Source organism: Ruegeria sp. AP11, assembly GCF_056535865.1.
The window spans coordinates 2,118,248-2,142,217 of sequence record NZ_JBQFJB010000001.1; the positions used below are offsets into that span (position 1 = coordinate 2,118,248).

The 23,970-nt window shown below is 61.5% G+C and carries 22 protein-coding genes; 13 read left to right on the forward strand and 9 right to left on the reverse strand.

Annotation, left to right across the window (positions count from 1 at the left end):
• Window positions 1–7 precede the first annotated feature (7 nt).
• From ACR3E4_RS10775 to rarD, 5 genes are all read left to right on the forward strand, one after another.
• Entirely contained in the window at window positions 8–2,455 is a 2,448-nt protein-coding gene (locus ACR3E4_RS10775; RefSeq protein WP_480534298.1) for a GcvT family protein, read from the forward strand.
• Between the two features lie 3 nt (window positions 2,456–2,458).
• On the forward strand, window positions 2,459–3,511 hold the full coding sequence (locus ACR3E4_RS10780; protein WP_480534296.1) for an alcohol dehydrogenase family protein: 1,053 nt from the start codon (window positions 2,459–2,461) through the stop codon (window positions 3,509–3,511).
• Between the two features lie 11 nt (window positions 3,512–3,522).
• Window positions 3,523–4,416 carry a homocysteine S-methyltransferase family protein gene (locus ACR3E4_RS10785; RefSeq protein WP_480534294.1) on the forward strand — a complete coding sequence of 298 codons (894 nt, stop codon included), beginning with the start codon at window positions 3,523–3,525 and terminating at the stop codon, window positions 4,414–4,416.
• Between the two features lie 34 nt (window positions 4,417–4,450).
• Complete coding sequence (locus tag ACR3E4_RS10790; protein ID WP_480534292.1) at window positions 4,451–6,904, forward strand: GcvT family protein; 2,454 nt, start codon at window positions 4,451–4,453, stop codon at window positions 6,902–6,904.
• 266 nt (window positions 6,905–7,170) lie between these two features.
• Window positions 7,171–8,076, forward strand: coding sequence for an EamA family transporter RarD (gene rarD, locus ACR3E4_RS10795; protein WP_480534290.1), 906 nt, complete (start codon window positions 7,171–7,173; stop codon window positions 8,074–8,076).
• Here rarD and ACR3E4_RS10800 read toward each other — a convergent pair.
• Entirely contained in the window at window positions 8,067–8,771 is a 705-nt protein-coding gene (locus tag ACR3E4_RS10800) for an SGNH/GDSL hydrolase family protein (protein ID WP_480534288.1), read from the reverse strand. The genes rarD and ACR3E4_RS10800 overlap by 10 nt on opposite strands.
• Before the next feature lie 2 nt (window positions 8,772–8,773).
• The gene (locus ACR3E4_RS10805; RefSeq protein WP_480534286.1) at window positions 8,774–9,184 is read right to left on the reverse strand and encodes a nuclear transport factor 2 family protein; all 411 of its coding nucleotides are present in this window, start codon (window positions 9,182–9,184) and stop codon (window positions 8,774–8,776) included.
• A gap of 97 nt (window positions 9,185–9,281) precedes the next feature.
• On the opposite strand from ACR3E4_RS10805, the gene ACR3E4_RS10810 reads away from it, so the two are divergent.
• Window positions 9,282–9,929, forward strand: a complete 648-nt coding sequence (locus tag ACR3E4_RS10810) for an RluA family pseudouridine synthase (protein WP_480534284.1) — start codon at window positions 9,282–9,284, stop codon at window positions 9,927–9,929.
• Here ACR3E4_RS10810 and ACR3E4_RS10815 read toward each other — a convergent pair.
• Window positions 9,926–10,111 (reverse strand): hypothetical protein, encoded by a 186-nt coding sequence (locus tag ACR3E4_RS10815; protein ID WP_480534281.1) that lies wholly within the window; start codon window positions 10,109–10,111, stop codon window positions 9,926–9,928. The two genes, ACR3E4_RS10810 and ACR3E4_RS10815, sit on opposite strands and share 4 nt — an antisense overlap.
• A 104-nt stretch (window positions 10,112–10,215) precedes the next feature.
• On the opposite strand from ACR3E4_RS10815, the gene ACR3E4_RS10820 reads away from it, so the two are divergent.
• The 4 genes from ACR3E4_RS10820 to ACR3E4_RS10835 all read left to right on the forward strand — a co-directional run bounded on the left by ACR3E4_RS10820 (window position 10,216) and on the right by ACR3E4_RS10835 (window position 13,165).
• The gene (locus tag ACR3E4_RS10820) at window positions 10,216–10,908 is read left to right on the forward strand and encodes a helix-turn-helix transcriptional regulator (protein WP_480534278.1); all 693 of its coding nucleotides are present in this window, start codon (window positions 10,216–10,218) and stop codon (window positions 10,906–10,908) included.
• Between the two features lie 119 nt (window positions 10,909–11,027).
• Entirely contained in the window at window positions 11,028–11,699 is a 672-nt protein-coding gene (locus tag ACR3E4_RS10825; RefSeq protein ID WP_480534276.1) for a YiaD family glycine zipper/OmpA-like lipoprotein, read from the forward strand.
• Window positions 11,700–11,816: 117 nt separating this feature from the next.
• Entirely contained in the window at window positions 11,817–12,359 is a 543-nt protein-coding gene (locus tag ACR3E4_RS10830; RefSeq protein ID WP_480534274.1) for an NADPH-dependent FMN reductase, read from the forward strand.
• A 14-nt stretch (window positions 12,360–12,373) separates the two neighbouring features.
• A complete protein-coding gene (locus tag ACR3E4_RS10835; protein WP_480534272.1) occupies window positions 12,374–13,165 on the forward strand; it encodes an HTD2 family dehydratase in 792 nt (263 codons plus the stop codon).
• Here ACR3E4_RS10835 and ACR3E4_RS10840 read toward each other — a convergent pair.
• A complete protein-coding gene (locus tag ACR3E4_RS10840; protein ID WP_480534270.1) occupies window positions 13,157–13,636 on the reverse strand; it encodes a GNAT family N-acetyltransferase in 480 nt (159 codons plus the stop codon). The genes ACR3E4_RS10835 and ACR3E4_RS10840 overlap by 9 nt on opposite strands.
• On the reverse strand, window positions 13,633–14,667 hold the full coding sequence (locus ACR3E4_RS10845) for an NAD(P)/FAD-dependent oxidoreductase (protein WP_480534268.1): 1,035 nt from the start codon (window positions 14,665–14,667) through the stop codon (window positions 13,633–13,635). The genes ACR3E4_RS10840 and ACR3E4_RS10845 overlap by 4 nt, the downstream gene beginning before the upstream one ends.
• Before the next feature lie 55 nt (window positions 14,668–14,722).
• Between ACR3E4_RS10845 and mnmC2 the strand changes: the two genes are divergently transcribed.
• Both mnmC2 and ACR3E4_RS10855 read left to right on the forward strand, forming a co-directional pair.
• Window positions 14,723–15,388 carry a tRNA (5-methylaminomethyl-2-thiouridine)(34)-methyltransferase MnmC2 gene (gene mnmC2 / locus ACR3E4_RS10850; RefSeq protein ID WP_480534266.1) on the forward strand — a complete coding sequence of 222 codons (666 nt, stop codon included), beginning with the start codon at window positions 14,723–14,725 and terminating at the stop codon, window positions 15,386–15,388.
• Window positions 15,385–16,254, forward strand: coding sequence for a DMT family transporter (locus ACR3E4_RS10855; RefSeq protein ID WP_480534264.1), 870 nt, complete (start codon window positions 15,385–15,387; stop codon window positions 16,252–16,254). Before mnmC2 ends, ACR3E4_RS10855 begins: the two co-directional genes overlap by 4 nt.
• Here the strand turns inward: ACR3E4_RS10855 and ACR3E4_RS10860 are convergent.
• Window positions 16,228–18,192: a lytic transglycosylase domain-containing protein gene (locus ACR3E4_RS10860; RefSeq protein ID WP_480534262.1), complete on the reverse strand. Its 1,965-nt coding sequence runs from the start codon at window positions 18,190–18,192 to the stop codon at window positions 16,228–16,230. The two genes, ACR3E4_RS10855 and ACR3E4_RS10860, sit on opposite strands and share 27 nt — an antisense overlap.
• Window positions 18,193–18,325: 133 nt before the next feature.
• Here ACR3E4_RS10860 and dapA point away from each other — a divergent pair, with 133 nt between their 5' ends.
• The gene (gene dapA, locus ACR3E4_RS10865) at window positions 18,326–19,198 is read left to right on the forward strand and encodes a 4-hydroxy-tetrahydrodipicolinate synthase (protein WP_480534260.1); all 873 of its coding nucleotides are present in this window, start codon (window positions 18,326–18,328) and stop codon (window positions 19,196–19,198) included.
• 134 nt (window positions 19,199–19,332) lie between these two features.
• Here the strand turns inward: dapA and ACR3E4_RS10870 are convergent, their stop codons facing one another.
• The 3 genes from ACR3E4_RS10870 to ACR3E4_RS10880 all read right to left on the reverse strand — a co-directional run bounded on the left by ACR3E4_RS10870 (window position 19,333) and on the right by ACR3E4_RS10880 (window position 23,883).
• Window positions 19,333–20,220 (reverse strand): dimethyl sulfoxide reductase anchor subunit family protein, encoded by an 888-nt coding sequence (locus ACR3E4_RS10870; RefSeq protein ID WP_480534258.1) that lies wholly within the window; start codon window positions 20,218–20,220, stop codon window positions 19,333–19,335.
• Window positions 20,220–20,969 (reverse strand): 4Fe-4S dicluster domain-containing protein, encoded by a 750-nt coding sequence (locus ACR3E4_RS10875; RefSeq protein ID WP_480534256.1) that lies wholly within the window; start codon window positions 20,967–20,969, stop codon window positions 20,220–20,222. Before ACR3E4_RS10875 ends, ACR3E4_RS10870 begins: the two co-directional genes overlap by 1 nt.
• Window positions 20,970–21,066: 97 nt before the next feature.
• Complete coding sequence (locus ACR3E4_RS10880) at window positions 21,067–23,883, reverse strand: molybdopterin oxidoreductase family protein (RefSeq protein WP_480534254.1); 2,817 nt, start codon at window positions 23,881–23,883, stop codon at window positions 21,067–21,069.
• Between the last annotated feature and the right edge of the window lie 87 nt (window positions 23,884–23,970).

Genomic DNA, 23,970 nt, shown 5'->3' on the forward strand with positions numbered 1-23,970 from the left:
AAGACACATGAGCGATTTTCCGACAAAAACCCGCGTGGTTATCATCGGTGGCGGTGTGGTGGGGGCATCCTCGCTGTATCATCTGGCCAAGAAAGGCTGGACCGATTGCGTTCTGCTGGAAAAGAACGAGTTGACGGCCGGGTCCACTTGGCACGCGGCGGGGAATGTGCCGACCTTTTCGACCTCATGGGCGATCATGAACATGCAGCGCTATTCGACCGAGCTGTATGCGCGGCTGGCGGATGAGGTCGATTATCCGATGAACTATCACGTTTCGGGCTCGATCCGTCTGGCGCACAGCAAGGAGCGGATGCAGGAGTTCGAGCGCGCCTGCGCGATGGGCCGCTATCAGGGCATCGCGATGGAGATGTGGACGCCGGAAGAGGCGAAAGAACGCTATCCGTTCCTTGAGACCCACGATCTGGAAGGTGTCCTCTATGACCCGACCGATGGCGACATCGACCCGGCGCAGTTGACGCAGGCGCTGGCCAAGGGCGCGCGCGATCTAGGTCAGAAGATCATCCGGTTCTGCCCGGCGACCGGTGTGACGCAGCATGACGATGGCACATGGACAGTGCATACTGATAAAGGCGAAATCGCCTGTGATTATGTGGTCAACGCCGCCGGTTATTACGCGCAGCGTGTGGGGGAATGGTTCAAGCCCTTTGGCGGCCGTACCGTGCCCGCGATGGTGATGAGCCACCAGTACCTGCTGACCGATGAAATCCCCGAGATCGAAGCCTGGTCCAAGGAAAACGGCGGCAAGCTGCCGCTGTTGCGCGATGTGGATGTGTCCTATTACCTGCGGCAGGAAAAGAACGGCTTCAACCTCGGCCCGTACGAGCCCAACTGCAAGGGCCACTGGATGACCGAAGATGACCCGATGCCCGAGGATTTCAGCTTCCAGCTCTGGAACGACGATCTGGACCGGATCGAGGATATCGTCACCGATGCGATGGAGCGGGTGCCGCTGATGGCAAGCTCGGGCGTGGGGCGTGTGATCAACGGGCCGATCCCCTATGCGCCGGACGGGTTGCCTCTGATCGGTCCGATGCCCGGCGTGCGGAACGCGTTCGAGGCGCATACCTTTACCTTCGGCATCGCGCAGGGCGGCGGCGCCGGCAAGGTGCTGGCCGAATGGATCGTCGATGGCGCGACCGAATGGGATATGTGGGCCGTCGACCCGCGCCGGTACACCGACTACACCGATCAGGATTATTGCAACCAGAAGGGTCTGGAGGTCTATGGCAACGAATACGCCATGCATTTCCCCCACCACGAGTGGCCCGCCGCGCGCGACAAGAAGGTTTCGCCAGTCCACGACAAGGTCAAATCGCTGGGTGGGGTGATGGGCGTCTATGGCGGCTGGGAGCGTGCCAACTGGTTCGCGCAGCCGGGTGACGATACCTCGCTTGAGGCGACGCACACATGGGGCCGCTCGGGCCCGTGGGAGCAGCGGATCAAGGAAGAATGCGAAGCCGTGCGCGACCATTGCGGCGTGCTGGACCTGCCGGGTTTCTCGCGCTTTATGGTCAAGGGCGAAGGCGCGGCCGAAGCGTTGCGTGGCCTGGTCGCTGGCGGGTTGCCCAAGGTCGGGCGCATGAATCTTGTCTATATCTCGGATGACCGGGGCCGTATCCTGACCGAGATGTCCTGCCTGCGTCTGGGCGAGGATGAGTTCGTTATGATCACAGCCGCCGCTGCGCAGTGGCACGACCGCGATATCCTGACGGCCGCAATGCCCGCCGGTGTCAGCGTTGCAGACGTCACCACGACCCGCGACACATTGATCGTGACCGGGCCAAAATCGCGCGAAATCCTGTCCGGGCTGACGGATGCCGACCTCTCGCAAGGCTGGCTGACGCATCAGTCGGCAACCGTGGCCGGGCAGCCTGCTCATCTGATCCGCGTCTCCTTCGCCGGAGAGCTGGGTTGGGAAGTTCATGCCATGAACGAACATATGCCCGCGATCTATGACGCGATCATCGATGCCGGTGCCAAGCCGTTCGGGATGTATGCGCTGAACTCGCTGCGCATCGAAAAGGGATACCGCGCGTGGAAGGGCGATCTGTCGACCGACTATTCGCTGCTGGAAGGCGGGCTGGAGCGGTTCGTCAAGCTGGACAAACCACAGGACTTCCCCGGCAAGGCCGCGATCCTGAGCGAGAAACAGCAGGGCGTGAAGAAGTCCTTCGTGACCCTGACTGTGGATGCGGGTGATTGCGATGCGCCTTACATGTCCTGCATCTGGCACAATGGCGAGATCGTGGGCGAGACCACTTCGGGTGCGTGGGGCTATCGCGTGGGCAAGTCCATTGCGTTGGGCATGATCAAGCCCGAGCTGGCGAACCCGGGCACCGCCTTAGAGGTCGAAATCTATGGCCAGAAATGCGCAGCGGTGGTGCAAGAGGATCAACCCCTCTGGGATCCGGCCAACGAACGGCTGCGGGCCTGATCAATGGGCGTTCTCAGCGTTATGCAAGGTGTCTATCTGACCCGCCACGGCGGGCCGGAAGCGCTGGAGTGGCGCGAGGATATTCCCGTGCCAATGCCCGGACCCGGACAGGTGCTGGTCCGGGTTGCGGCGGCTGGGGTGAACAACACCGATATCAACACGCGGGTCGGATGGTATTCTTCCGAGGTGACCGGCGCGACCGATGCAGTCGATCTGGACGTGGATGCCGGGGGCTGGGGCGGCGCGCTGCACTTCCCGCGCATTCAGGGTGGTGATCTGTGCGGCATCGTTGAACTGGCGGGCGCTGAGACCGGTTTCCAACCCGGTCAACGTGTGACCTGCCCCATCAATCTGCCGCGCCCCAGCCCGGGCAACCCGACCGGGTTCATCGCGCTCGGCTCTGAGATTGATGGCGCCTTTGCGCAGTTTTGTGTGGTCGAGGCAGCCGATCTGTACGACGTCTCAGCCTCGCCGCTGTCGGATGTCGAAATCGCCGCCATCCCCTGCGCCTTTGGCACGGCGGAAAACCTGTTGACCCGCGCCGGAGTGTCGGCAGGCCACAAGGTACTGATCACCGGTGCCTCGGGCGGCGTTGGTCTTGCCGCAGTGCAACTGGCCGCGATCCGGGGTGCGAGCGTTTATGGCGTGACCAGCCCCGCCAAAGCGGATGTGGTCAAAAATCAAGGGGCCATCGGCACGTATGACCGGGATGCGCCCTTGCCCAAGGATATGTTCGACGTGGTGATCGACGTCGTGGGCGGTCCGGCATGGCCAGGGCTGATTCTGGCGCTGAAACCCGGTGGTCATTATGCGGTCTCGGGTGCCATCGCCGGACCCATGGTCGAGGCCGATCTGCGCGACATCTACCTGCGCGACATCACCATCCACGGCTGCACCCATCAGGCGTTTGAGGTTTTTGGCCGCTTGGTTGGTCTGATGAACGCAGGCCGGATCAGGCCCCTGATCTCGAAGACCTACGCGCTGAAAGACATCGCCCGCGCGCAAGAGGATTTTCAATCGAAAACGCTGCCCGGAAAACTGGTGCTTATCCCGTAAGGAAGACGAATATGGCTGACATCACATTGCTGGATGGCTCAATCGGGCAGGAACTGGTCAAGCGCAGTGGCGACAGGCCGACACCTCTCTGGTCGACGCGTGTAATGATCGACAGGCCCGAGATTCTGACCGAAGTGCATGACGCCTATTTTCGTGCCGGGGCCACGGTTGCGACCACAAACACTTATGCCATCCACCGTTCGCGCCTTGTGCGCGAAGGGATCGAGGATCAGCTGCCGGCCCTGATCGACGCGGCCCTTTCTGAAGCTGAACAGGCGCGGGTAAAAAACGGTGGGCGGATTGCAGGATCTCTGGGTCCGCTTTTCGCCTCATATCGTCCTGATCTGAACCCGGACCCGGATGAGGCTGCCGAGAAGTTCGGGGAACTGGCTGCGTTGATGTCGAATCGCGTCGATCTGTTCCTGATCGAGACCGTATCTTCGGTTCAGGAGGCCGAGGGTGCTTTAAGAGGCACCGAAGGGCGCGGAAAACCGGTCTGGATTGCCTTTTCGGTCAAGGATGAAGACGGCACGCGCTTGCGTTCAGGCGAACCGCTTGGGGACATAGCGCCGCTGCTCGCCCGGTTCCGTCCCGAGGCTGTTCTGATCAACTGCTCGCGCCCCGAGGCGATCCCGGCCGCAATGAACATACTCGCCCCTATGGGCTTGCCGTTTGGCGCTTATGCAAACGGGTTCACTGGCATCACCGAGGGTTTTCTGGAAGAGGCCCCGACCGTCGACGCACTGGAACAGCGCACCGATCTGGGGCCCGCGGCCTATGCAAAACATGCAATGGGATGGGTCGGTCAAGGCGCCACGATCATAGGCGGCTGCTGCGAAGTTGGCCCCGATCACATCGCCGCCCTCGCGCAACAGCTTGACGAAGCCGGTCACCGGATCGTCTGACACGTAACTTCGAAAGACAGGAAAAGGCACCCAAATGGTTGATCTTCCCAACAAGGCCCGTGTGGTCATTATCGGCGGCGGCGTCATTGGATGCTCGGTCGCGTATCACCTGACCAAGAAAGGTTGGAAAGATGTTGTTTTGCTCGAACGCAAACAGCTGACCAGCGGCACCACCTGGCACGCGGCTGGCCTGATCGCGCAGCTGCGCGCGACGGCGAACATGACCAAATTGGCCAAGTATAGCCAGGAACTTTATGGATCGCTGGAAGAAGAAACCGGCGTCGCCACCGGGTTCAAACGCTGCGGCTCGATCACCGTTGCCCTGACCGAAGAGCGCAAGGAAGAAATCTATCGCCAGGCCGCCATGGCCCGCGCTTTCGGGGTCGAGGTCGAGGAGATTTCGAACGAGCGCGTCAAAGAGATGTATCCGCATCTGAATGTCGAGGATGTCAAAGGCGCCGTCTACCTGCCGCTGGATGGGCAGGGTGATCCTGCGAATATCGCTCTGGCTTTGGCGAAGGGCGCGCGCCAGCGCGGCGGCATCGTCAAGGAGCGCGTCAAGGTCACCGGCATCGTCAAGCAGGGTCGCGCGGTCACAGGTGTGGACTGGGTCGCCGATGACGGCAGCGCATCGGGGCACATCGAATGCGACATGGTGGTGAACTGTGCGGGCATGTGGGGCCACGAAGTTGGTCGCATGGCAGGCGTGAACGTCCCGCTGCATGCCTGCGAACATTTTTACATCGTCACCGAGGGCATTGACGGGCTGACCCAATTGCCGGTTCTGCGCGTTCCGGACGAATGCGCCTATTACAAGGAAGACGCGGGCAAAATCCTGCTGGGCGCGTTTGAACCCAACGCCAAACCCTGGGCGATGAACGGCATCCCCGACAGCTTTGAATTTGACCAGCTGCCCGAGGATTTCGACCATTTCGAACCGATCCTCGAGGCTGCGGTCAACCGGATGCCGATGCTGGCCGAGGCGGGGATTCACACTTTCTTCAACGGGCCGGAATCCTTTACACCCGACGACGCCTATCATCTGGGGCTTGCCCCCGAGATGGACAATTACTGGGTGGCCGCCGGGTTCAACTCGATCGGTATCCAATCCGCCGGAGGCGCGGGCATGGCGCTGGCCGAGTGGATGGATACGGGCGAGAAACCGTTCGATCTGGGTGATGTTGATATCAGCCGCATGCAGCCGTTTCAGGGCAACAAACAGTACCTGTTTGAACGCTCGAAAGAAACGTTGGGTCTGCTTTATGCCGACCACTATCCCTATCGCCAGAAGGCCACCGCCCGCGGTGTACGGCGCACCCCGTTCCATCACCACCTCAAGGAACAGGGTGCCGTTTTTGGCGAACTGGCCGGATGGGAGCGCGCGAACTGGTTCGCCAATGCAGGGCAGGAGCGTGAATACCAGTACAGCTGGAAACGCCAGAACTGGTTCGAAAACTCGGCCGCCGAACACCGCGCTGTGCGCGAGAATGTGGGCATGTACGATATGTCTTCCTTCGGCAAAATCCGCGTCGAAGGCCCGGACGCCGAAAAGTTCATGAACTATATCGGCGGCGGCGACTACTCGGTTCCAACTGGCAAGATCGTCTATACTCAGTTCCTGAACCGCACTGGCGGGATCGAGGCTGACGTGACTGTCACCCGCCTGACCGAAACCGCTTATCTGGTTGTCACCCCCGCCGCCACGCGGCTGGCCGATCAGACCTGGATGCAGCGCCACGCTGATGGGTTCAAAGTGGTGATAACGGACGTGACCGCAGGCGAAGGCGTTCTGGCCGTCATGGGCCCGAATGCGCGTGCCCTGCTTCAGAAAGTGTCGTCAAACGACTTTTCAAATGCGACGAACCCGTTCGGTACGGCCCAGGAGATCGAGATCGGCATGGGCCTCGCCCGCGCCCACCGTGTGACCTATGTGGGCGAGCTAGGCTGGGAGATCTATGTGTCCTCCGACATGGCGGGCCATGTGTTCGAAACGCTGCACGAGGCAGGGCAGGACATGGGGCTGAAACTTTGCGGTATGCATATGATGGATAGCTGCCGGATCGAGAAAGGCTTCCGCCATTTCGGTCACGACATCACTTGCGAGGATCACGTCGTCGATGCCGGGTTGGGCTTTGCGGTCAAAGTGGACAAAGGGTGCGATTTCATCGGACGCGAAGCGGTCATGGCACGCAAGGAAAGCGGGCCGAAGAACCGGTTGGTGCAATTCCGCCTGACCGATCCCGAACCGCTGTTGTTCCACAATGAACCCATCGTTAGAGACGGTGAATATGTGGGCTATCTGAGTTCGGGTAATTACGGCCATACCCTCGGCGGCGCGATTGGAATGGGTTACGTCCCCTGCGAAGGCGAAAGCGCTTCGGATGTGCTGGCATCGTCATATGAAATCGATGTTTGTGGCGTGAAGGTTAAAGCCGAAGTTTCGCTGAAGCCGATGTATGACCCCAAATCCGAGCGTGTGAAAGCCTGAGACCGGGCAAGGGGGCTCTGCCCCCGCCGCGGCAAGCCGCGACTCCCCCGGGATATTTGGGGCCAGATGAAGTTAGGATCCCCTGCTTCATCTGGCTAAAAACATCCCGGAGCGCGAGGCAGAGCCTCGCAACCAACGTTTCGGTCCCATGGGCGCCGGAGAATTCGCCGATTCATCAGCAATCGTGATGGCTGATCCAACAGAATTGGTGGTTTTCTGAGGCACCGCCTTGCCCTAGACAAAGGCGTTGGCTTTCGGAGACCAGTATGACTGCCCGCGACACGACTGACCAAAATACGGACACATCCAAGGGCCTGGTTCTTGCGGTGACGGCGTATGTTTTGTGGGGGTTTCTTCCGCTGTACATGAAGGCAATGGCGCATGTCGGGCCGGTGGAAATCGTGGCGCATCGGGTCATCTGGTCGGTGCCCGTTGCAGGGTTGTTGCTGATTGCTTTGGGGCGCACGGCTGATCTGAAGGCTGCGCTGCGCAATCCGAGGATGCTGGGGATGGCGGCGCTGACGGCGGCGCTGATTTCAGTGAACTGGGCGATATATGTCTGGGCGATTGCCAGCGGTCATGCGTTGGATGCCGCTTTGGGATATTACATCAATCCGCTGTTCAGTATCGCTTTGGGTGCGGTGCTGTTGCGCGAGCCGCTGAGCCGGATGCAGATGCTGGCCGTTGGTTTGGCGGCGTTGGGTGTGCTTGTGCTGGTGGTGCAGGCCGGGAGCCTGCCTTGGGCGGCCCTTGGACTTATGGTGACCTGGGGGTTTTATGCCTTTTTCAAGCGTTCGCTTCCAATCGGGCCCAATCAGGGATTTTTGCTTGAGGTTCTGATCCTGCTTATCCCGGCTTTGGCCTATGTGACATGGCTGGGGGCAACGGGCGAAGGGTACTTCGGGGGTGCAATGTCTGATACGATGTTGCTGGCGGGTGCGGGTATCGTGACCGCGGTGCCATTGCTGGTTTATGCCAACGGGGCGAAGCTGGTGCGCCTGTCAACCATGGGCATCCTGCAATACATCGCGCCCACGATGATCTTCATCACCGCCATCACTCTGTTTGGAGAGCAGATCGACAGCGGCCGCATGATTGCCTTTCCCCTGATCTGGGCCGGGTTGGTTGTGTATTCGATACCGATGATCCGGCAGATCAGATCTCAGGCCTGAGTGATCAGCCGCGCGGCCTCTTCGGCCCAAATGGAATAGGCCCTGGGGCTGGGGTGGTACCCGTCTAAGGCCGCCAGTGCAGGGTCGTCCGGCAGGTTCAGCGTCAGGTGCCGGGCCTGCGGAAAACAGGATGCAACCTTCTGTAATCCATGGTCCAGACGTTTGGCCTGTTGCCCCAAAACCCAGGCCAGAGGCTGGGGCAGGGCGGGGAAACGGTGCATTTGGGGCACTGCAGTCAGGATCACTTTGCGCGCGCCCAACTTTTTCGTGACAAGGGTCAACAGCTGGGTCTGATGTGCCTCGAATTGACGGCGGGTAACTGCCCGGGTGACATCGTTCACGCCAAGGGCTGTGACGACCACATCAAATTGCTGGTCAAGCTTGCCGAGCCGATTGAGGGTGTCTTGTGTGGTGTGGCCGGTGGTGGCCTCCAGCCGCCATTCGACGGCGTTCTGTTTGCCCAATCGGCGGACCAACTGACCCGCAAGCGCCTGATGCTGCGTGCCTGCGCCCACGCCAGCGGCCGAGCTGTCTCCGGCAATGAGAAGACGCAGGCGGGGGCCGCGCCCTTCGCGCCCTTCGCGGGGGCCGGTGGGTTCGGGCAGCATTTGTGCATTGCGCCGAACCGAAAGGCCCTGCAATGCCAGTATCGGCAACAGGGGCACGCGCGCAATCTGATCTGCGGCCAGCGGCATGATCAGCTCAGCGCTGTTTTGAATTCCAGAAACCGGGCGTCCTGCATGACGCGTGCCATCATCGCCTCACGCAGGGCGCCGATGGTTTTGTAAGGGCGCATGACGACCTCGAATTCCTGAATTTGGCCATCATCGTTCAGAGTGATCAGATCGACCCCAACAGCGTCCAGATCGCCGACCTTGCACTGGAATTCAAGCGCCCAGTCCTGGCCCGCCCCCATGACCCGACGATAACGGAAATCCGAGAACACCTGACCCACATGTCCCAACACCGCCGCAACCGGTGCGCGCCCTGTCCAGGTGCTGTAATAGGTCGGCGGTGAAAACCGTACGTCCTCGGCCAGCAAGTCGTGGATCAGGCTTTCATCGCCTTTGGCGACAACCTCTTGCATGCGTTCGATTGTGGGGTGCATGGGGTCTCCTTCCGGTTGCTGTCAGAGTGGCTGAACCGGACTGCATCACGCAAGGACGACGTTGCGGGAGGTCGCGGGCTGGGATAGGCAGGCGCGCATGAGCGAGACCTATGATCCCCCGCAGACACCTTTGGACGTGCTGCATGAAGATGCGCAGCTGATCGTGGTGAACAAGCCCTCGGGCCTGTTGTCGGTGCCAGGCCGTGGCGAACACCTGTCCGATTGTCTTCTGTCACGCGTGCAGGCGGCGTTTCCGCAGGCCTTGCTGGTCCATCGGTTGGACCGGGATACATCGGGAGTGATGGTCTTTGCCCAGACGCCGCACGCGCAGCGGCATCTGGGATTGCAGTTCGAGAACCGCCAGACCCGCAAGACCTATGTCGCGCGGGTCTGGGGACTGGTTGAGCCAAAGGCGGGGACTGTAGACCTGCCGCTGATCGTCGACTGGCCCAACCGCCCGCGCCAGATGGTGTGTCACGAGACCGGCAAGCCTGCCGTTACCGACTGGCGCGTGGTCAAACATGAGGGCGAAACATCACGGTTGCGCCTTTTCCCAAAGACGGGCCGGTCGCACCAGTTGCGTGTGCACATGCTGGCGCTGGGCCACCCGATTCTGGGTGACCCGTTCTATGCTGAAGGCGCGGCGCGGGACTTCCCCCGTCTGATGCTGCATTCCGAGGAATTGCGATTGAAGAACCCCGAAGGCGGCGTCTCGATGAAATTTCGCGCCAAGGCGGATTTCTAGGCGGTACGGGTCCAGAACACCTTGAGATTGCCCAGAGAAAACCGCCGTGCACGTCGCACAGGGGCGCAAGGCTGACGAGCGGCCATGATCTCGCGCTCGATCTCGAAGGCGCGCAGGGTGTGGTCTTGCGCCCAGCGGTCCAATTTCAGGGTCATCAGGACGTGGTTGTCTCGGCTTGGCATGATGGGTCTCCTTATTCCTGTTTGACCCAAACTGGCGCAGCACTCCTGACACCACCTTGTCAGGGGGGTGTGCTAGAGTGTCAGCAGAGTGCAAGGAGACTCAGATGCGCCGTTCGACCCGTTTGTTCGAAATCATCCAGATATTGCGCGCGGCCCAGACGCCGGTGACGGCGGATGCGCTGGCAGAAAAGCTCGAAGTGTCAGTACGCACGGTCTATCGCGATATCGCCGCCTTGCAGGCGCAGCGCACGCCGATTGAAGGGGAGGCGGGTGTCGGGTATCTGATGCGGCGTGGATATGACCTGCCGCCGCTGAACTTTGACGCAGAAGAGGTCGAGGCGTTGTGGGTCGGTCTTTCGATGCTGGCGCGCACCGGTGATAGCACGCTGCAACAGGCCGCCGACCGGGTTTGTCGCAAGATCGAAGCCCTGCGCGCGCCTGCCGACTGGTTGCAGGTCGCGCCTTGGGGCGCGCCTGCGGATGATCCTGAAAAAGGCTGCGTTCCGGTGGTGAATTACCGCGAGGCGATCCGGGCAGAGCGCAAGATTCGCATCACTTATGAAGATTCTGACGGTGAAAAGACCGAGCGCACAGTGCGGCCCGTCGCGCTGATCTACCACATCGAATGCACCATGCTGGCCGCATGGTGCGAATTGCGCAATGGTTTCAGCCACTTTCGCACCGATCGCATCTGGGCTTGTGAGCTGACCGAAGATCATTTCTGTGGCCAAGGCGAGCCCCTGCGCGCGATATGGCAGGAACAAAACCGCTGGGACGGACCCGCGCCGACGCATTGAACGGCACGTTACTGCCAATTCACCCGATTGTTGCTTGAGCCGGGCTGCATACGGCGCAATATAATGGGCCAAAGAACGGTGTCCGGCCAAAACGGGTGCCAGAGCAGAAGGTTGAATCCATGACGATTTCCAAGTTTTTTGTTGCAGCCGGGCTCAGCTCGGTTTTGGTTTTGGGGGCCTGTACGGATCCGGGCACACTGAACTTGCCCTCTGATCCCAACCAGAACGCCAAGCAAGGCGCGCTTCTGGGTGGTCTGATCGGTGCCGGTGTTGGCGCGATAGCAAATGATTCCGACCCGTTGCTGGGGGCGCTGGCCGGGGGTGCCATTGGGGCTGCCGGGGGCGGAGTGATCGGCAACCAACTGGACCGGCAGGCGGCAGAACTGCGCCAGCAACTGGCCAATGATGGCATCACCATCACCAATGCCGGGGATCGTCTGATCGTCACCGTGCCGAATGACATCACCTTTGCCACCGACAGTTCGACCGTGAACCCAGCGCTGCGGGCCGATCTGGTGCGGGTGGGGCAGAACCTCGTGCGCTATCCCAACTCGAGCGTACAGGTTATCGGCCATACCGACAGCGATGGCGAAGCATCATATAATCAGGGCCTGTCCGAACGGCGTGCCCGTTCGGTTGCGGATATCCTGCAGGCCAATGGCGTGAACGGCGCACGCATCACAACGATTGGTCTGGGCGAAAGCCGGCCCGCCGCCTCGAACCTGACGCCGGAAGGCAAGGCTCGGAACCGTCGGGTGGATATCGAGATCATCCCCAGCGGAAACGCCTGACATTCAGGGGCACCTGCGGGTGCCCCATTTCCCGCACAGTGACTGCGCGTCACCGGGGCTTTGGTCCGGTGCGATCTCGGGCTAACAATTGGGGACACACCTTAATGGAGGTCCCCAATGTCCGATCCGATCCTTCTTGGCCTGTCTGGTTCACTGCGGCAGGGCGCGACCAATCGCAAGCTGCTGCGTGAGGCAGCGCGCCTGTTCGAGCCCGGCACGTTTATCGAGGCGGACCTGAACCTGCCTCTTTATGATGGGGATGCAGAGACCCAACAGGGTATTCCCGAAGCGGTGCAGGTCTTGGCGGATCAGATTGCGCAAGCGCATGCGGTGATCATCTCGACCCCGGAATACAACAAGGGGCCGTCGGGTGTGTTGAAGAATGCGCTGGATTGGGTCAGCCGGACCAGCGGCAAACCATGGATGGACAAGCCAGTGGCAGTGATGTCCGCCGCCGCAGGTCGCGCCGGAGGCGAGCGCGCGCAGATGATCCTGCGGTCCTTCATGGTGCCATTTCAGCCTCGGATTCTTCAAGGTCCCGAGATTCATCTGGCTGACAGTTCCAAGGAATTCGACGCCGAAGGGCGTTTGATCAGTGACCGATATGAACATTCCCTTCAGACGCTGATGAACAAGCTGCGGGCCGAGGCCGGGCTCTGATCCGCGAGGGCGTGATGGACGCAGAGATCGTCGCAGACCTGATCGACCCGTCGCGGGCCAACGCGTTGCAGGTGGCGCTGGGACAGCAGCCGTCGATCGACGCCGGATCGCGCCTGCCGCCGTTTTTCCACCAGCTCTATTTCTGGTCGCCCTTGCCGCCCGTTGATCTGGGGCGGGATGGGCACCCGAAAGTGGGCCTTGGCCTGATCCCGGATATGGGGCTTCCCCGGCGAATGTGGGCCGGTGGTCGGTTGGAGTTCCATGCGCCTTTGGTCGCAGGCACCCAAGCCGAACGCCGGACCGTTCGGGAGAGTTCGGTGAAGAAGACCGGGCGCAGCGGTCCGCTGGCGTTTGTCACCCTACGCCATGAGGTCTGGCAGCAGGACACGCATTGTCTGACTGAATGGCAGGACCTTGTCTATCGCGAGGACCCATCGCCTGACGCGGCGGCTCCCCGGCGCCCCGAGGCCCGAAGGGATGAGACCAACCTGCGCGAGATCCGGTTCGATACAACCCTGCTGTTTCGCTATTCAGCGCTGACCTTCAACGGGCACCGTATCCACTATGATCTGGATTATGCGCGGGCGGTCGAAGGCTATGACGGGCTGGTTGTGCACGGCCCCCTGCTGGCACAGCTTTTGATGCTGTATGCGACCGAATTGATGGGCCCACTGACCCGGTTTTCGTTTCGCGCCACGGCCCCGCTGATGCACTTTGAGGCTGCGAGTTTGTGCCGGAATGATCAGGCGCTCTGGGTGCGTGGCCCCGACGGGCGGGAATGCATGCGGGCTGAGGCCTCAGCCTAGGTTCTTTTGCATGATGATCGAGGTGGTGCGGTCATAGCCCGGATGGGCCATCTCTGCGGTTTTCTCAAAACCCATGCGGGCAAAGGCGGCGTGGTTCTCGGCAAGCTCGATTCGTGTGCGAAGTTCCAGCACCGGCAGCCCCAGCGCTTTTGCGCGTGTCTCGGCCAGCACCATCAACCGGCGCGCAAGGCCCCGACAGCGTTGATCATGGGCGACGGCAAGCTTGCTCAGATACAATCGCCCCGGCTTTGGCGTCAGAAAAATCACCGCATCCGGACGATCGCCGATGATCCAGATCTCACCGTCTCGCATCTGATCCCACAGCGCATCCAGCGACAGGTGATGCATTGATGAGGGTGGATCGATGCGCCCCTCCATATAGGCAAAGCTTTCGCGGATAAGGGTCAGTATATCGGGCAGTCTTGGATCGGCTTGGGTCAGGCGCTCAGGTGTGTCGCCAAGGTCGCTCATAAGGAAGCCTCGGGCCGGAAATCTTCCGGGATTTGGTCTTTCCCGTCCAACATCAGGTCAGTCATGACCTCGGCCACTTTCGGAGCCATGCCGAAACCGATTTTGAAGCCTCCGTTCGCGATGAACTGTTCGTGGTGCAATGGATGCGCGCCCAGCATCGGGGCGCGGCTCTTGCTACGCGGGCGCACACCGGCCCAACGCTCGATCACCTCGGCGCCGTGCAGCAGGGGCAGGGCGCGCGAGGCGCGGTCCAGAACGTCGTCCAGCGCCGCATCGGTGCTGTTGGGGTCATCATACTCCCGCTCTGACGTCGAGCCGATGGCCAGTGTGCCATCCACGTGCGGCACGATATGGATTGCATCAGCAAACAGCTGCGGCACCGATCCCGCGTCAAAGCGCAGCAAAGCGGCCTGTCCTTTGACGCCGTTGCCAACCGTCTTGCCAAAGGCCTGGCTGAGCTCTTCCAATCCGGCCAGGCCCGTGGCGTGGACGACCTGACCCTTGTCAGGGGCTTCTGCCACCACCTCGACCCCCATTACACCCAAGGCGGCAACCAGCGCGGCGCAGGCGCGTCTGGGATGCATGCGGGCGCTGAGCGTGTCGTGGATGACAAAACCGGTTGGGCTGGGCGGGCACCAGGCACCGACCTCTGCGACCGGCAGCACTGTCCAACTGGCGCGCCCCTGCCAGAGCGTCTGGGCCGTTGTTGCCCGCGCATGGGCAAGATCCAGACCGCGCTGGTCCGCGATGGGCTGCAACCGGCCAAGACGTCCATACCCGGAGGAGACGCCTCCCGTTGCCTCAACCTGCTGCCAGAAGGGTTCGGCCATGATCAGGCTGTCGAATTGAAAAGCCTTTTTGGCGTTCCAGTTTTCGGGCACATGCGGCGCAAGCGCGCCGACGAGACCACCGCTGGATCCTGCGCCGGGGCCGAAAGGATCAACCACCTGCACCCGGGCGCCACGCCGGGCGCAGACCCAGGCGATGGACAGGCCGAATATCCCTGCGCCGCGCACCGTCACATCGACCATTGCCAATCCCCTTTTCCTTGTTCAGTGTCGCGCAGCCTAGCTACAGGATAACCCGATGGCAGACCAGCGTGCCGAATTGACATGGACCGAGGATCAGATCCCGGTTTCGGACCGTTTCGACGATCCCTATTACTCGTTGCAAAACGGGTTGGAAGAGACGCGCCACGTGTTCCTGGCAGGCAATGATCTGCCCGCGCGGTTTGCACCCGGGTTTCACATTGCCGAACTGGGGTTCGGCACCGGCTTGAACATGTTGACGGTCTGGTCTGCGTGGGAAGACGCGGGCCAGACGACCCCGCTGCGTTTCACCAGCTTCGAGGCGTTTCCGATGTCCCCCGACGAAATGGCGCGGGCGCTGGCCGCGTTTCCCGAACTGTCGCCCCGTGTCGAGCGATTTCTGGGTGTCTGGACGGGTCGGACCTGCAGGCTGGATACGTTGCATCTTGAGGTCATCCACGGCGATGCACGCCAGACTGTGCCGCAGTGGAACGGCGTTGCGGATGCATGGTTTCTGGACGGGTTCTCGCCCGCGAAGAACCCCGAGCTTTGGGGCGCAGACCTGATGCAGCAGGTGGCGGATCACACGGCCCATGGCGGCACTGCGGCGACCTATACAGCCGCCGGTTTCGTGCGCCGGGGGTTGTCCGATGCGGGGTTCGACGTGACCCGGACACCCGGCTTTGGACGCAAGCGACATATGACCCGGGCGGCGAAGTCATGAGCCAGAAGAACAACGTCAATGCGGGCATTGTGCTGATGATCGGTGCAACGATTGTGTTCGCGTTGCAGGACGGTATCTCGCGCCATCTGGCAGGCACCTACAACACCTACATGGTGGTGATGATCCGATATTGGTTCTTTGCCTCCTTTGTGATCGCGGTGGCCGCAAGATCGCCCGGAGGTCTGCGGGCAGCGGCACAAACCAGTCAGCTTGGCTTGCAGATCTTTCGGGGCCTGTTGCTGGCCGGCGAGGTTTGTGTGGCCGTTTTCAGCTTTACCATCCTCGGGTTGATCGAAAGTCAGGCGGTGTTCATCTGCTATCCGCTGCTGATCGCCGCGCTCAGCGGGCCGGTTCTGGGCGAGAAGGTTGGCTGGCGTCGCTGGGCCGCCATCGGGGTTGGTTGCATTGGTGTGCTGATCATCCTTCAGCCCGGCGCGGGCGTGTTCAACCCCTGGGCCGTGATCCCGCTGATTTCGGCGCTGATGTTCGCGGTCTACGGGCTTCTGACCCGCTACGCCGCGCGGCGCGACAGCACCGCAACCAGCTTTTTCTGGACCGGTGTGGCCGGTGCGGTCGCAATGACCAGCGTCGGAATATGGTTCTGGGAACCCATGGCCAGCAGCGACTGGTTGTGGATGGGATTGCTGTGCATCACCGGCGTGCTGGGGCACTGGCTGCTGATCAAATGCTATGAAATGGCCGAAGCCAGCGCCGTCCAGCCTTTTGCCTATTTCCACCTGATGTGGAGCGCCATTCTGGGCATCACCATCTTCAATGAGGCGCTGCGCCCCGCGCTGGTTCTGGGTGTCGGTCTGGTCATTGCGGCAGGTCTGTTCACCCTATGGCGCGAACGACGCAAGGGTTGATCCGGCCAGTTCTTGCGAGAATGGCACCGGCAGCGGTGGCTGGCCCAGACGCGCGCGATAGACAGGCAGGCTTTCAGCCACCCGCATGACGTAGTTTCGGGTTTCCTTGAACGGGATGGTCTCGATCCAGTCGATCACGTCCACCTCGCCCCTGCGCGGGTCGCCATAACGTTTCATCCACGAATCCGGTCTGCGCGGTCCGGCGTTATATCCAGCGGCCATCATCACCACATTGCCGTTGAAATCCTCAGCGAGGCTGGACAGATAATTCGCGCCCAGCTTGGCGTTGTACTGCCAATCCGAGGTCAGCCGTCCGGTCTGGTACCCGCTGAGAATGCCCAGATCCTGTGCAACCAGCTTTGCCGTTGCGGGCATCACCTGCATCAGGCCGCGCGCGCCTGCGCCGCTGATCACCACCGGATCGAACTCGCTTTCGCGGCGGGCGATTGCCAGCGTCATCTCTTTCGCCATCGGCAGGCCCATATCGGCCACCGGATGCACGGGATAATAGGCAGCGGGCAGGACGGTGCCTGTGGTCGCTGCGCGTTTTGCGATCATGACGGCCAGATGCGGCTCGTTCAGTTCGATCGCCAGATCACCCAGCTGAGCGGCCTGCGTCTGATCAAGACTTTCCACCAGATGGGTCAGGAAACGTTCGGACAGATTGCCCTCACCTGCGCGCAGCAGCAGCAGCCCGGCCTCAAGCACGCTTGAATCGGCAAATGCGGCCTGTTTCCAATGCGGCGCGCGGCGCGGATTGGCCAGCTCGCTGTCGAACGGGCGACCGATCCGCTCGGCTGCCAACAATCCGTAGAACGAGGTCTGATAGTCCGCCCCCGCCGAATAAGCCTCATACGCTTTGTCGGCATCGCCCAATGCCGCGTAGGCACGGCCCAGCCAGTAGCCGCCGCGGCCTTTCGAAATCGGTGATCGCACCGCCCCCGAAAAGTTCTGGAAATGGCGCACGGCCGTGGCCGGATCGTTCAGCTTGCGCAGGGCAAGGAACCCGGCCAGCCACTCAAGATCGGCATAGGCATAGCCCATATCCGGTGTCATGTGGTGATTGGCGGCAATGGCATAGGCACGCTCGGCGCTGCCCGTACGCATTTCAAGCCGCGCCAGCCTGCGCCGTCCTTCGGCCCATTTGTCGGGTTCACCCAGTGCGTCCGGTCCGGTCGAACGTGCCAGCATCAGATCGATGGCGCTGTCATCCAATTCCTTCCGGTCGCGCCAGACGAACCGGTCAAAGGCCAGGCCCGGCGCATCGGCCAAGGAACTCGGGACCGCAGCAACCTTGCCATCCACACCATTCTGGCGTTTCTGCAAGGCAATCCGCGCCTCAGCCAGCTTGCGCTGATCCGCACTGACCAAAGGCAACATTTGCCCGGCGCTAACCAGTTGCCCGTCCCACAGCATTCGATCCAGACGCGCGCCGTGATGGGGTTTCAGCAACGCGCTGAAATTCTCCAGATAGGTCTTCTGCAGACCGGCCCCCATCGGCATCGTCCGCCATGCGGTCACGACATCAGCTTCGGCCTCGCCATGACGCCCCTTGCTCATCAGGGCGACAGCATAGTTCAGCGCCCCTTCGGCAGTTTGCGGCGGCATTCCGTCATAGAATTTCAGCACCCGATCCGCGTCTGTATTGGTGAACGACGGTTCGCTCTTGCGCCGCAGCCAGGCCAGTCCCGGCCAATCGGGGCGCCGCTCAAGAAACACCAGCACATCGCCCGAGCTGCCGAATCCTTCGCGCAGCCAATGCCAGACGATGATGTCCCGTGACACTGATCCCCGCTGGCCGGACACACGCAACGCCGCGTTCCAGTCTCCCTTACGCATCTCGTAAAGGCCCGCGCGCAGGTCGCCCACGGCCTCGGCCCGCGCCTGCCCCAAAGATCCCAGAATCACCGCCACCAAAAGCGCCAGAACGCGTGTCATGCCTTGCATTTCCCAACCAACCAAGGATAGAGCCATTCAGGATAAACCTTGCGCCGCCGGGATCAACTCACATCGTGATGATTGTGACCGCGTCAGGCGCAAAAATTGCTAACTGCACCTTAAGGAGCGTGTCATGTTCAAAGGCTCGATGCCAGCCCTCGTCACCCCGTTTTCAAACGGCGCGTTGGACCTGGATACGCTCAAACGCTTGGTGGAGTGGCAGATAAAGGAAGGTTCGACCGGGCTGGTTCCGGTGGGCACGACCGGCGAAAGCCCGACGCTCAGCCATGAAGAGCATGAAACGGTTGTGGCAGAGGTTGTCAAAGCCGCAGCAGGCCGCGTTCCTGTTATTGCAGGTGCCGGTTCGAACAACACGGTCGAGGCCATTCGTTTCGTCCAGTTCGCCAAGAACGCCGGTGCCGATGCTGCGCTGGTTGTGACGCCCTATTACAACAAGCCGACGCAAAAAGGCCTGCTCGCGCATTTCCGCGCGCTGCACGACTGCGCCGATATTCCGATCATCATCTACAATATCCCGGGCCGTTCTGTCATCGACATGACTCCCGAGACGATGGGAGAACTGGCCAAACTGCCGCGAATCGTAGGCGTCAAGGACGCAACCGGCGATCTGGCCCGCGTCAGCCAGCAACGCGCGAGCTGCGGACCCGATTTCTGCCAGCTTTCGGGTGAGGACGCCACGGCGCTGGGCTTTAACGCCCATGGCGGCGTCGGATGCATCTCGGTCACGGCAAACGTTGCGCCGAAACTCTGCACCGAATTCCAACAGGCCACTCTGTCGGGCGATTATGCAAAAGCTCTGGAGTATCAGGACCGCCTGATGCCCCTGCACGAAGCGATCTTCATCGAGCCCGGGCTTGTCGGCGCCAAATACGCGCTCAGCAAACTGGGGCTGTGCAGCACCGAGGTCCGCTCGCCCCTGACCGAGCTGGAAGACAGCACCAAATCCGCCATCGAAGCGGCGATGGCGCATGCTGGCCTGATCTAGCTTACGTTCGATACAAAAACAGGGCGGCCTCGAACCCCGAGCGCCGCCCTTTTCATTTTGACGGATCCAGACTTCATCTGGCCCAAAATATCCCGGGGGAGTCGCGGCTTGCCGCAGCGGGGGCAGAGCCCCCTCTACCGTTTCCCGTAATACAACCCGACGACATGTTCGGCCTGTGCGAAGAACAGCCAGCGGGACACTACGACCCCCGCCAGATGAGACAGCACGGCCAGCAGGGCAAAAAGATGCTTGATCACGACGCCCGAGACCGGGATCAGGATCAACAGCAAAGGCAGTACAAACGCCAGACCAAAGGAAATCATCCGCAGCTTCTGTGCGTGCTTGCGCCCGACCACGTGGACGAATTCGCGCAGCAGATAGTTGGTTCCTGTGTGCGGTGGCTCAAAGGCGCGCACGGCACCCCGGACACCCAGCCCAGTGGCGGTGCCCAATGTGGTGCCAGATCTCGCGAACGCGCCGTCGCCTTTGGCCCAGTAAGCAAGCTGCACCGCACCAGCGATGGCAAGCAGCCAGGGGGCCAGCGCTTCGGCTCCGGACAGCAGCGAGCCACCTGCCAGGCTGAAGGACAGGAACATGGCCGGTGTCAGCTCCATGTTCCAGCGCGGGATGGTCTTGAGCTGGGTGTAGATCATCGAAGTGGTGAACACGGTGGCAAGGCTGAGGATCGCGCCGATCCAGCCTAACAAGGTCCAGTGGCTTTGCAGGAAGACTGCGCCAAAGGCATAAAGCCCCATGACGACAAGGGCGGCGACGGCACATACCCCTTCACGGCTGAGCCAGCTGGATTTCCATTGGCTGAAGGCTTTCCAGGCGCGCTCGGGATGACCCAAATGGAAGGTCGAGGCCAACAGGCCACCCACCGCAAGCGCATAGGCGATGGCGTAGAAAACGAATGCCACAAAGCCGGTCACGGCAGGCTGACCGAGCCCGAGGAAAAACAGCAGACCAAAACCCAGACCGGACAGGGTGGTGAAGAGGATGACGGAAGGTGCGGGATGCATCAGAGCTTCTCCAACGTCTTGTCGAGCCAACCAAGTAAGCCCTTGGGCTCTTCGGCCACCGGGGCCAGAAGCGGGGCCAGAATGTCGATCTGGTCCTCGACCGTGTCCTTCGGGCGGGGCGGCAGGTATTTGTTGACCGGTTTGGTGCCCATCTCAGGCATCAGATCCATGCCCTCGCGTTCGGCAACCAGTTTGCTGACATCGCTGTCGGGATCACCCAGATCGCCAAAATGCCGCGCGCCCGCCGGGCAGGTGCGCACGCATGAGGGGATGCGATCCACTTCGGGCAGGTTCTCGTTATAGATACGATCAACGCAGAGCGTGCATTTCTTCATCACACCCTCGGCCATGTCCAGCTCGCGCGCGCCATAAGGGCAGGACCAGGCGCACAGGCCGCAACCGATGCAGTCACTTTCATTGACCAGCACGATGCCGTCCTCGACCCGCTTATAGCTCGCACCGGTCGGGCAGACGGTGACGCAGGGCGCATCTTCGCAATGCAGGCAGGATTTGGGGAAGTGGATCAGCTGGGCGTGACCATCAGCAGGCTGCACCTCGTAAGAATGCACACGGTTCAGGAAGGTGCCCGACGGACTGCCGCCATAGGCATCCTGATCGGATAGTGGCGCGCCGTAGTTTTCGGTGTTCCAGCCTTTGCAGGAGATCACGCAGGCATGGCAGCCAACGCAGGTGTCCAGGTCGATGACCAGACCCATTTTGCGCTCGGTGGACGTGGGTAGCTGGGTCATTGCAGCATGCCTCCGCGTGTGTGGTGAGGGCAGGAGCGAGGGGCCAGCCCCTCGCGCTCCCCGGGATATTTTTGGCCAGATGAAGGACGGATACGCGTCATTTGCCCACCTTCCATGCCAAATCCTTGGGGCCGGTGCCGACGGGGGATTTGATCGGATCGAATTCCGGCTGGCTCTGGACGTCGGCGGGGGCGTCGGCCTTTTCGATCTTGACCTTGAGGTCGAACCAGGCGGCCTGGCCTGTCACCGGGTCGGAATTGGCCCATCGCATGCCATCCCCTTTGGCGGGCAGCAATTCGTGGATCAGGTGGTTGAGCAGGAAGCCCTTGGTGGCTTCGGGCGCGTCCTCTTGCAGGGCCCAGGCGCCTTTGCGTTTGCCGATGGCGTTCCAGGTCCAGACGGTATTGTCGTTCAGCGCCGCCATTTCCATCACGGGCACGGTGATTTCTCCGTGCGGAGAGCTGACCTTGGCCCAATCGCCATCCTGCAACCCATGTTCCCGCATCAGCTTTGTGGGCACGTAAAGCGGGTTGCGCCCGTGCAACTGGCGCAGCCAGGCGTTTTGCGTGCCCCAGCTGTGATACATCGCCATCGGGCGCTGGGTCAGAGCGTTGATGGTGAAGCCCTCGTTGCCCTGCTGATCGGTTTCGTACCAGATCGGCAGCGGGTCCATCTTGTCTTTGATGCGCTGGCGCAGATGTTCCGGCGGCTTGCGGTCGCCAAAGCCTTCGGCGGCGAGCTGGAATTTGCGCATCGGCTCGGAATAGAGCTGGAACAGATAGGGTTGTGGGCTGTCATAAAGGCCCATGCCCACGGCCCAGTCCTGATAGGCTGCGTTCCACGGTTTGTAGTAATCCGCGCCTTCGGGGATATGCGCGACATAGAAGCCGCCGTTGTCGATATAGCGGTTCAACTGCTCGGGGTTGACCTCTCCGCGCCCTTCCTTGTCGCCGTCTTCGCCCCGGAAACCGGCCAGCGGGCCAATGCCCGGACGGCGTTCGTGGTTGACGATATAATCGGCATAGTCCTTCCACTTGGCGCTGCCGTCTTCGTTGGTGAAGCCCGGCAGGCTCATGCGGTTGGCCAGTTCGATCAGCACCGACTGGAAACCGCGCACATCGCGGTCGGGCTCGACCACCGGCCAGCGGATGGCGTCGGCGGCGGCATCAGCCTCGCAGATCGGGCGGTCGAGCAGAGAGATACAGTCGTGCCGCTCCAGATAGGTGGTGTCGGGCAGAATCAGGTCGGCATAGGCCACCATTTCCGAGGAATAGGCGTCAGAATAGATGATGTTCGGGATGACGTAGTTGCCGTCGTCATCCTTGGCCGTCAACATCTCCATCACGCCCTTGGTGTTCATGGACGAGTTCCACGACATGTTCGCCATGTACATGAACAGCGTGTCGATCTTGTAGGGATCGCCTGCAGCAGCGTTCGAGATCACCATATGCATCAGCCCGTGGGCCGACATCGGGTTTTCCCATGTGAACGCCTTGTCGATGCGAATGGGGCTGCCGTCATCGTCCAGCAACAGATCGTCGGGACCGCGCGGAAAGCCCAGATGCGGCCCGTTCAGCGGGCGGCCCGGGCGGCGGTCGCCATGCGGGGTCGGATGTGCCTCGACCGGTTTGGGATAGGGCGGTTTGAAACGGAAGCCGCCGGGGACCTCGACGGTGCCCAACAGGATTTGCAGCACGTGCAGGGCGCGGCAGGTCTGGAACCCGTTGGCATGGGCCGAGATGCCGCGCATCGAGTGGAAGCTGACCGGGCGGCCTGTCATTTTCGAATGTGTTTCGCCCCGGAAGTCGGTCCATTCGTGATCCAGCTCGATGGCTTCGTCAAAGGCCACGCGAGCGATTTCGGCAGCAATGGCGCGGATGCGTTTGGCGGGGATGCCGCAGCGCTCGGCGACGGCCTCGGGGGCGTGGTCGTCGCTGAGGTATTTCTCGGCCATCAGGTGGAAGACCGGGCGGTGGGTGACACCGTCCTGTTCATAGGTCGCCGACAGGTCCGGGCGTACGCCGGGCTTGTCAAAGGCGGTCAGTTCGCCGGTCACCCGGTCGATTACCAGCGGTTTGCCGTCTTCATCGCGCAGGAACAGGCCTTTTTCCGGGCCTTCCGCGGCATTCACCAGAACCGGCGCGTTGGTATAGCGGCTGAGATAGTCCAGATCGATCTTGCCCGCTTTCATCAGCACATGGATCAGCGACAGGATGAACAACCCATCGGTGCCCGGCGTGATCCCGACCCAGTCGTCTGCCACAGCGTTATAGCCCGAGCGGATCGGGTTCACCCCGATCACCCGCGCGCCACGCGCCTTGATCTTGCCGATGCCCATCTTGATCGGATTGCTGTCATGATCCTCGGCCACACCGAACAACATGAACAATTTGGTGTGGTCCCAGTCGGGCTGGCCGAATTCCCAGAACGCGCCACCCATCGTGTAGATGCCGCCCGCAGCCATGTTGACCGAGCAGAAGCCGCCATGGGCCGCATAGTTCGGAGTGCCGAAATTCTGTGCCCAGAAGGAGGTGAAGCTCTGGCTTTGGTCACGGCCGGTGAAGAAGGCCAGTTTTTGCGGTGCGGTTTCGTGCAGTTCGTTCAGCCAGCCAACGGCGGTGCTGATCGCTTCGTCCCACTCGATCTCGCGAAATTCGCCCGATCCGCGCGGGCCGACACGGCGCAGCGGTTTGCGCAGGCGCGAGGGGGCGTTGACCTGCATGATCCCGGCGGAACCCTTGGCGCAGAGCACGCCCTTGTTGACCGGATGATCCCGGTTGCCCTCGATATAGGCGACCTTGCCGTCTTTCATGTGGACGTTGATGCCGCAGCGGCAGGCGCACATGTAACAGGTGGTGCGCCGGACCTCGTCCGAGACTTTGGGCGACAGGTCGATCCTGGGCTGTTGCGTCACGTCAATTCTCTCCCTATGGCCGGTTGCCTTGGTACCTGAACGTGCTGGCCATTCTGAGAATTTTGCTGCCGGGCTCAAGCATTTGCG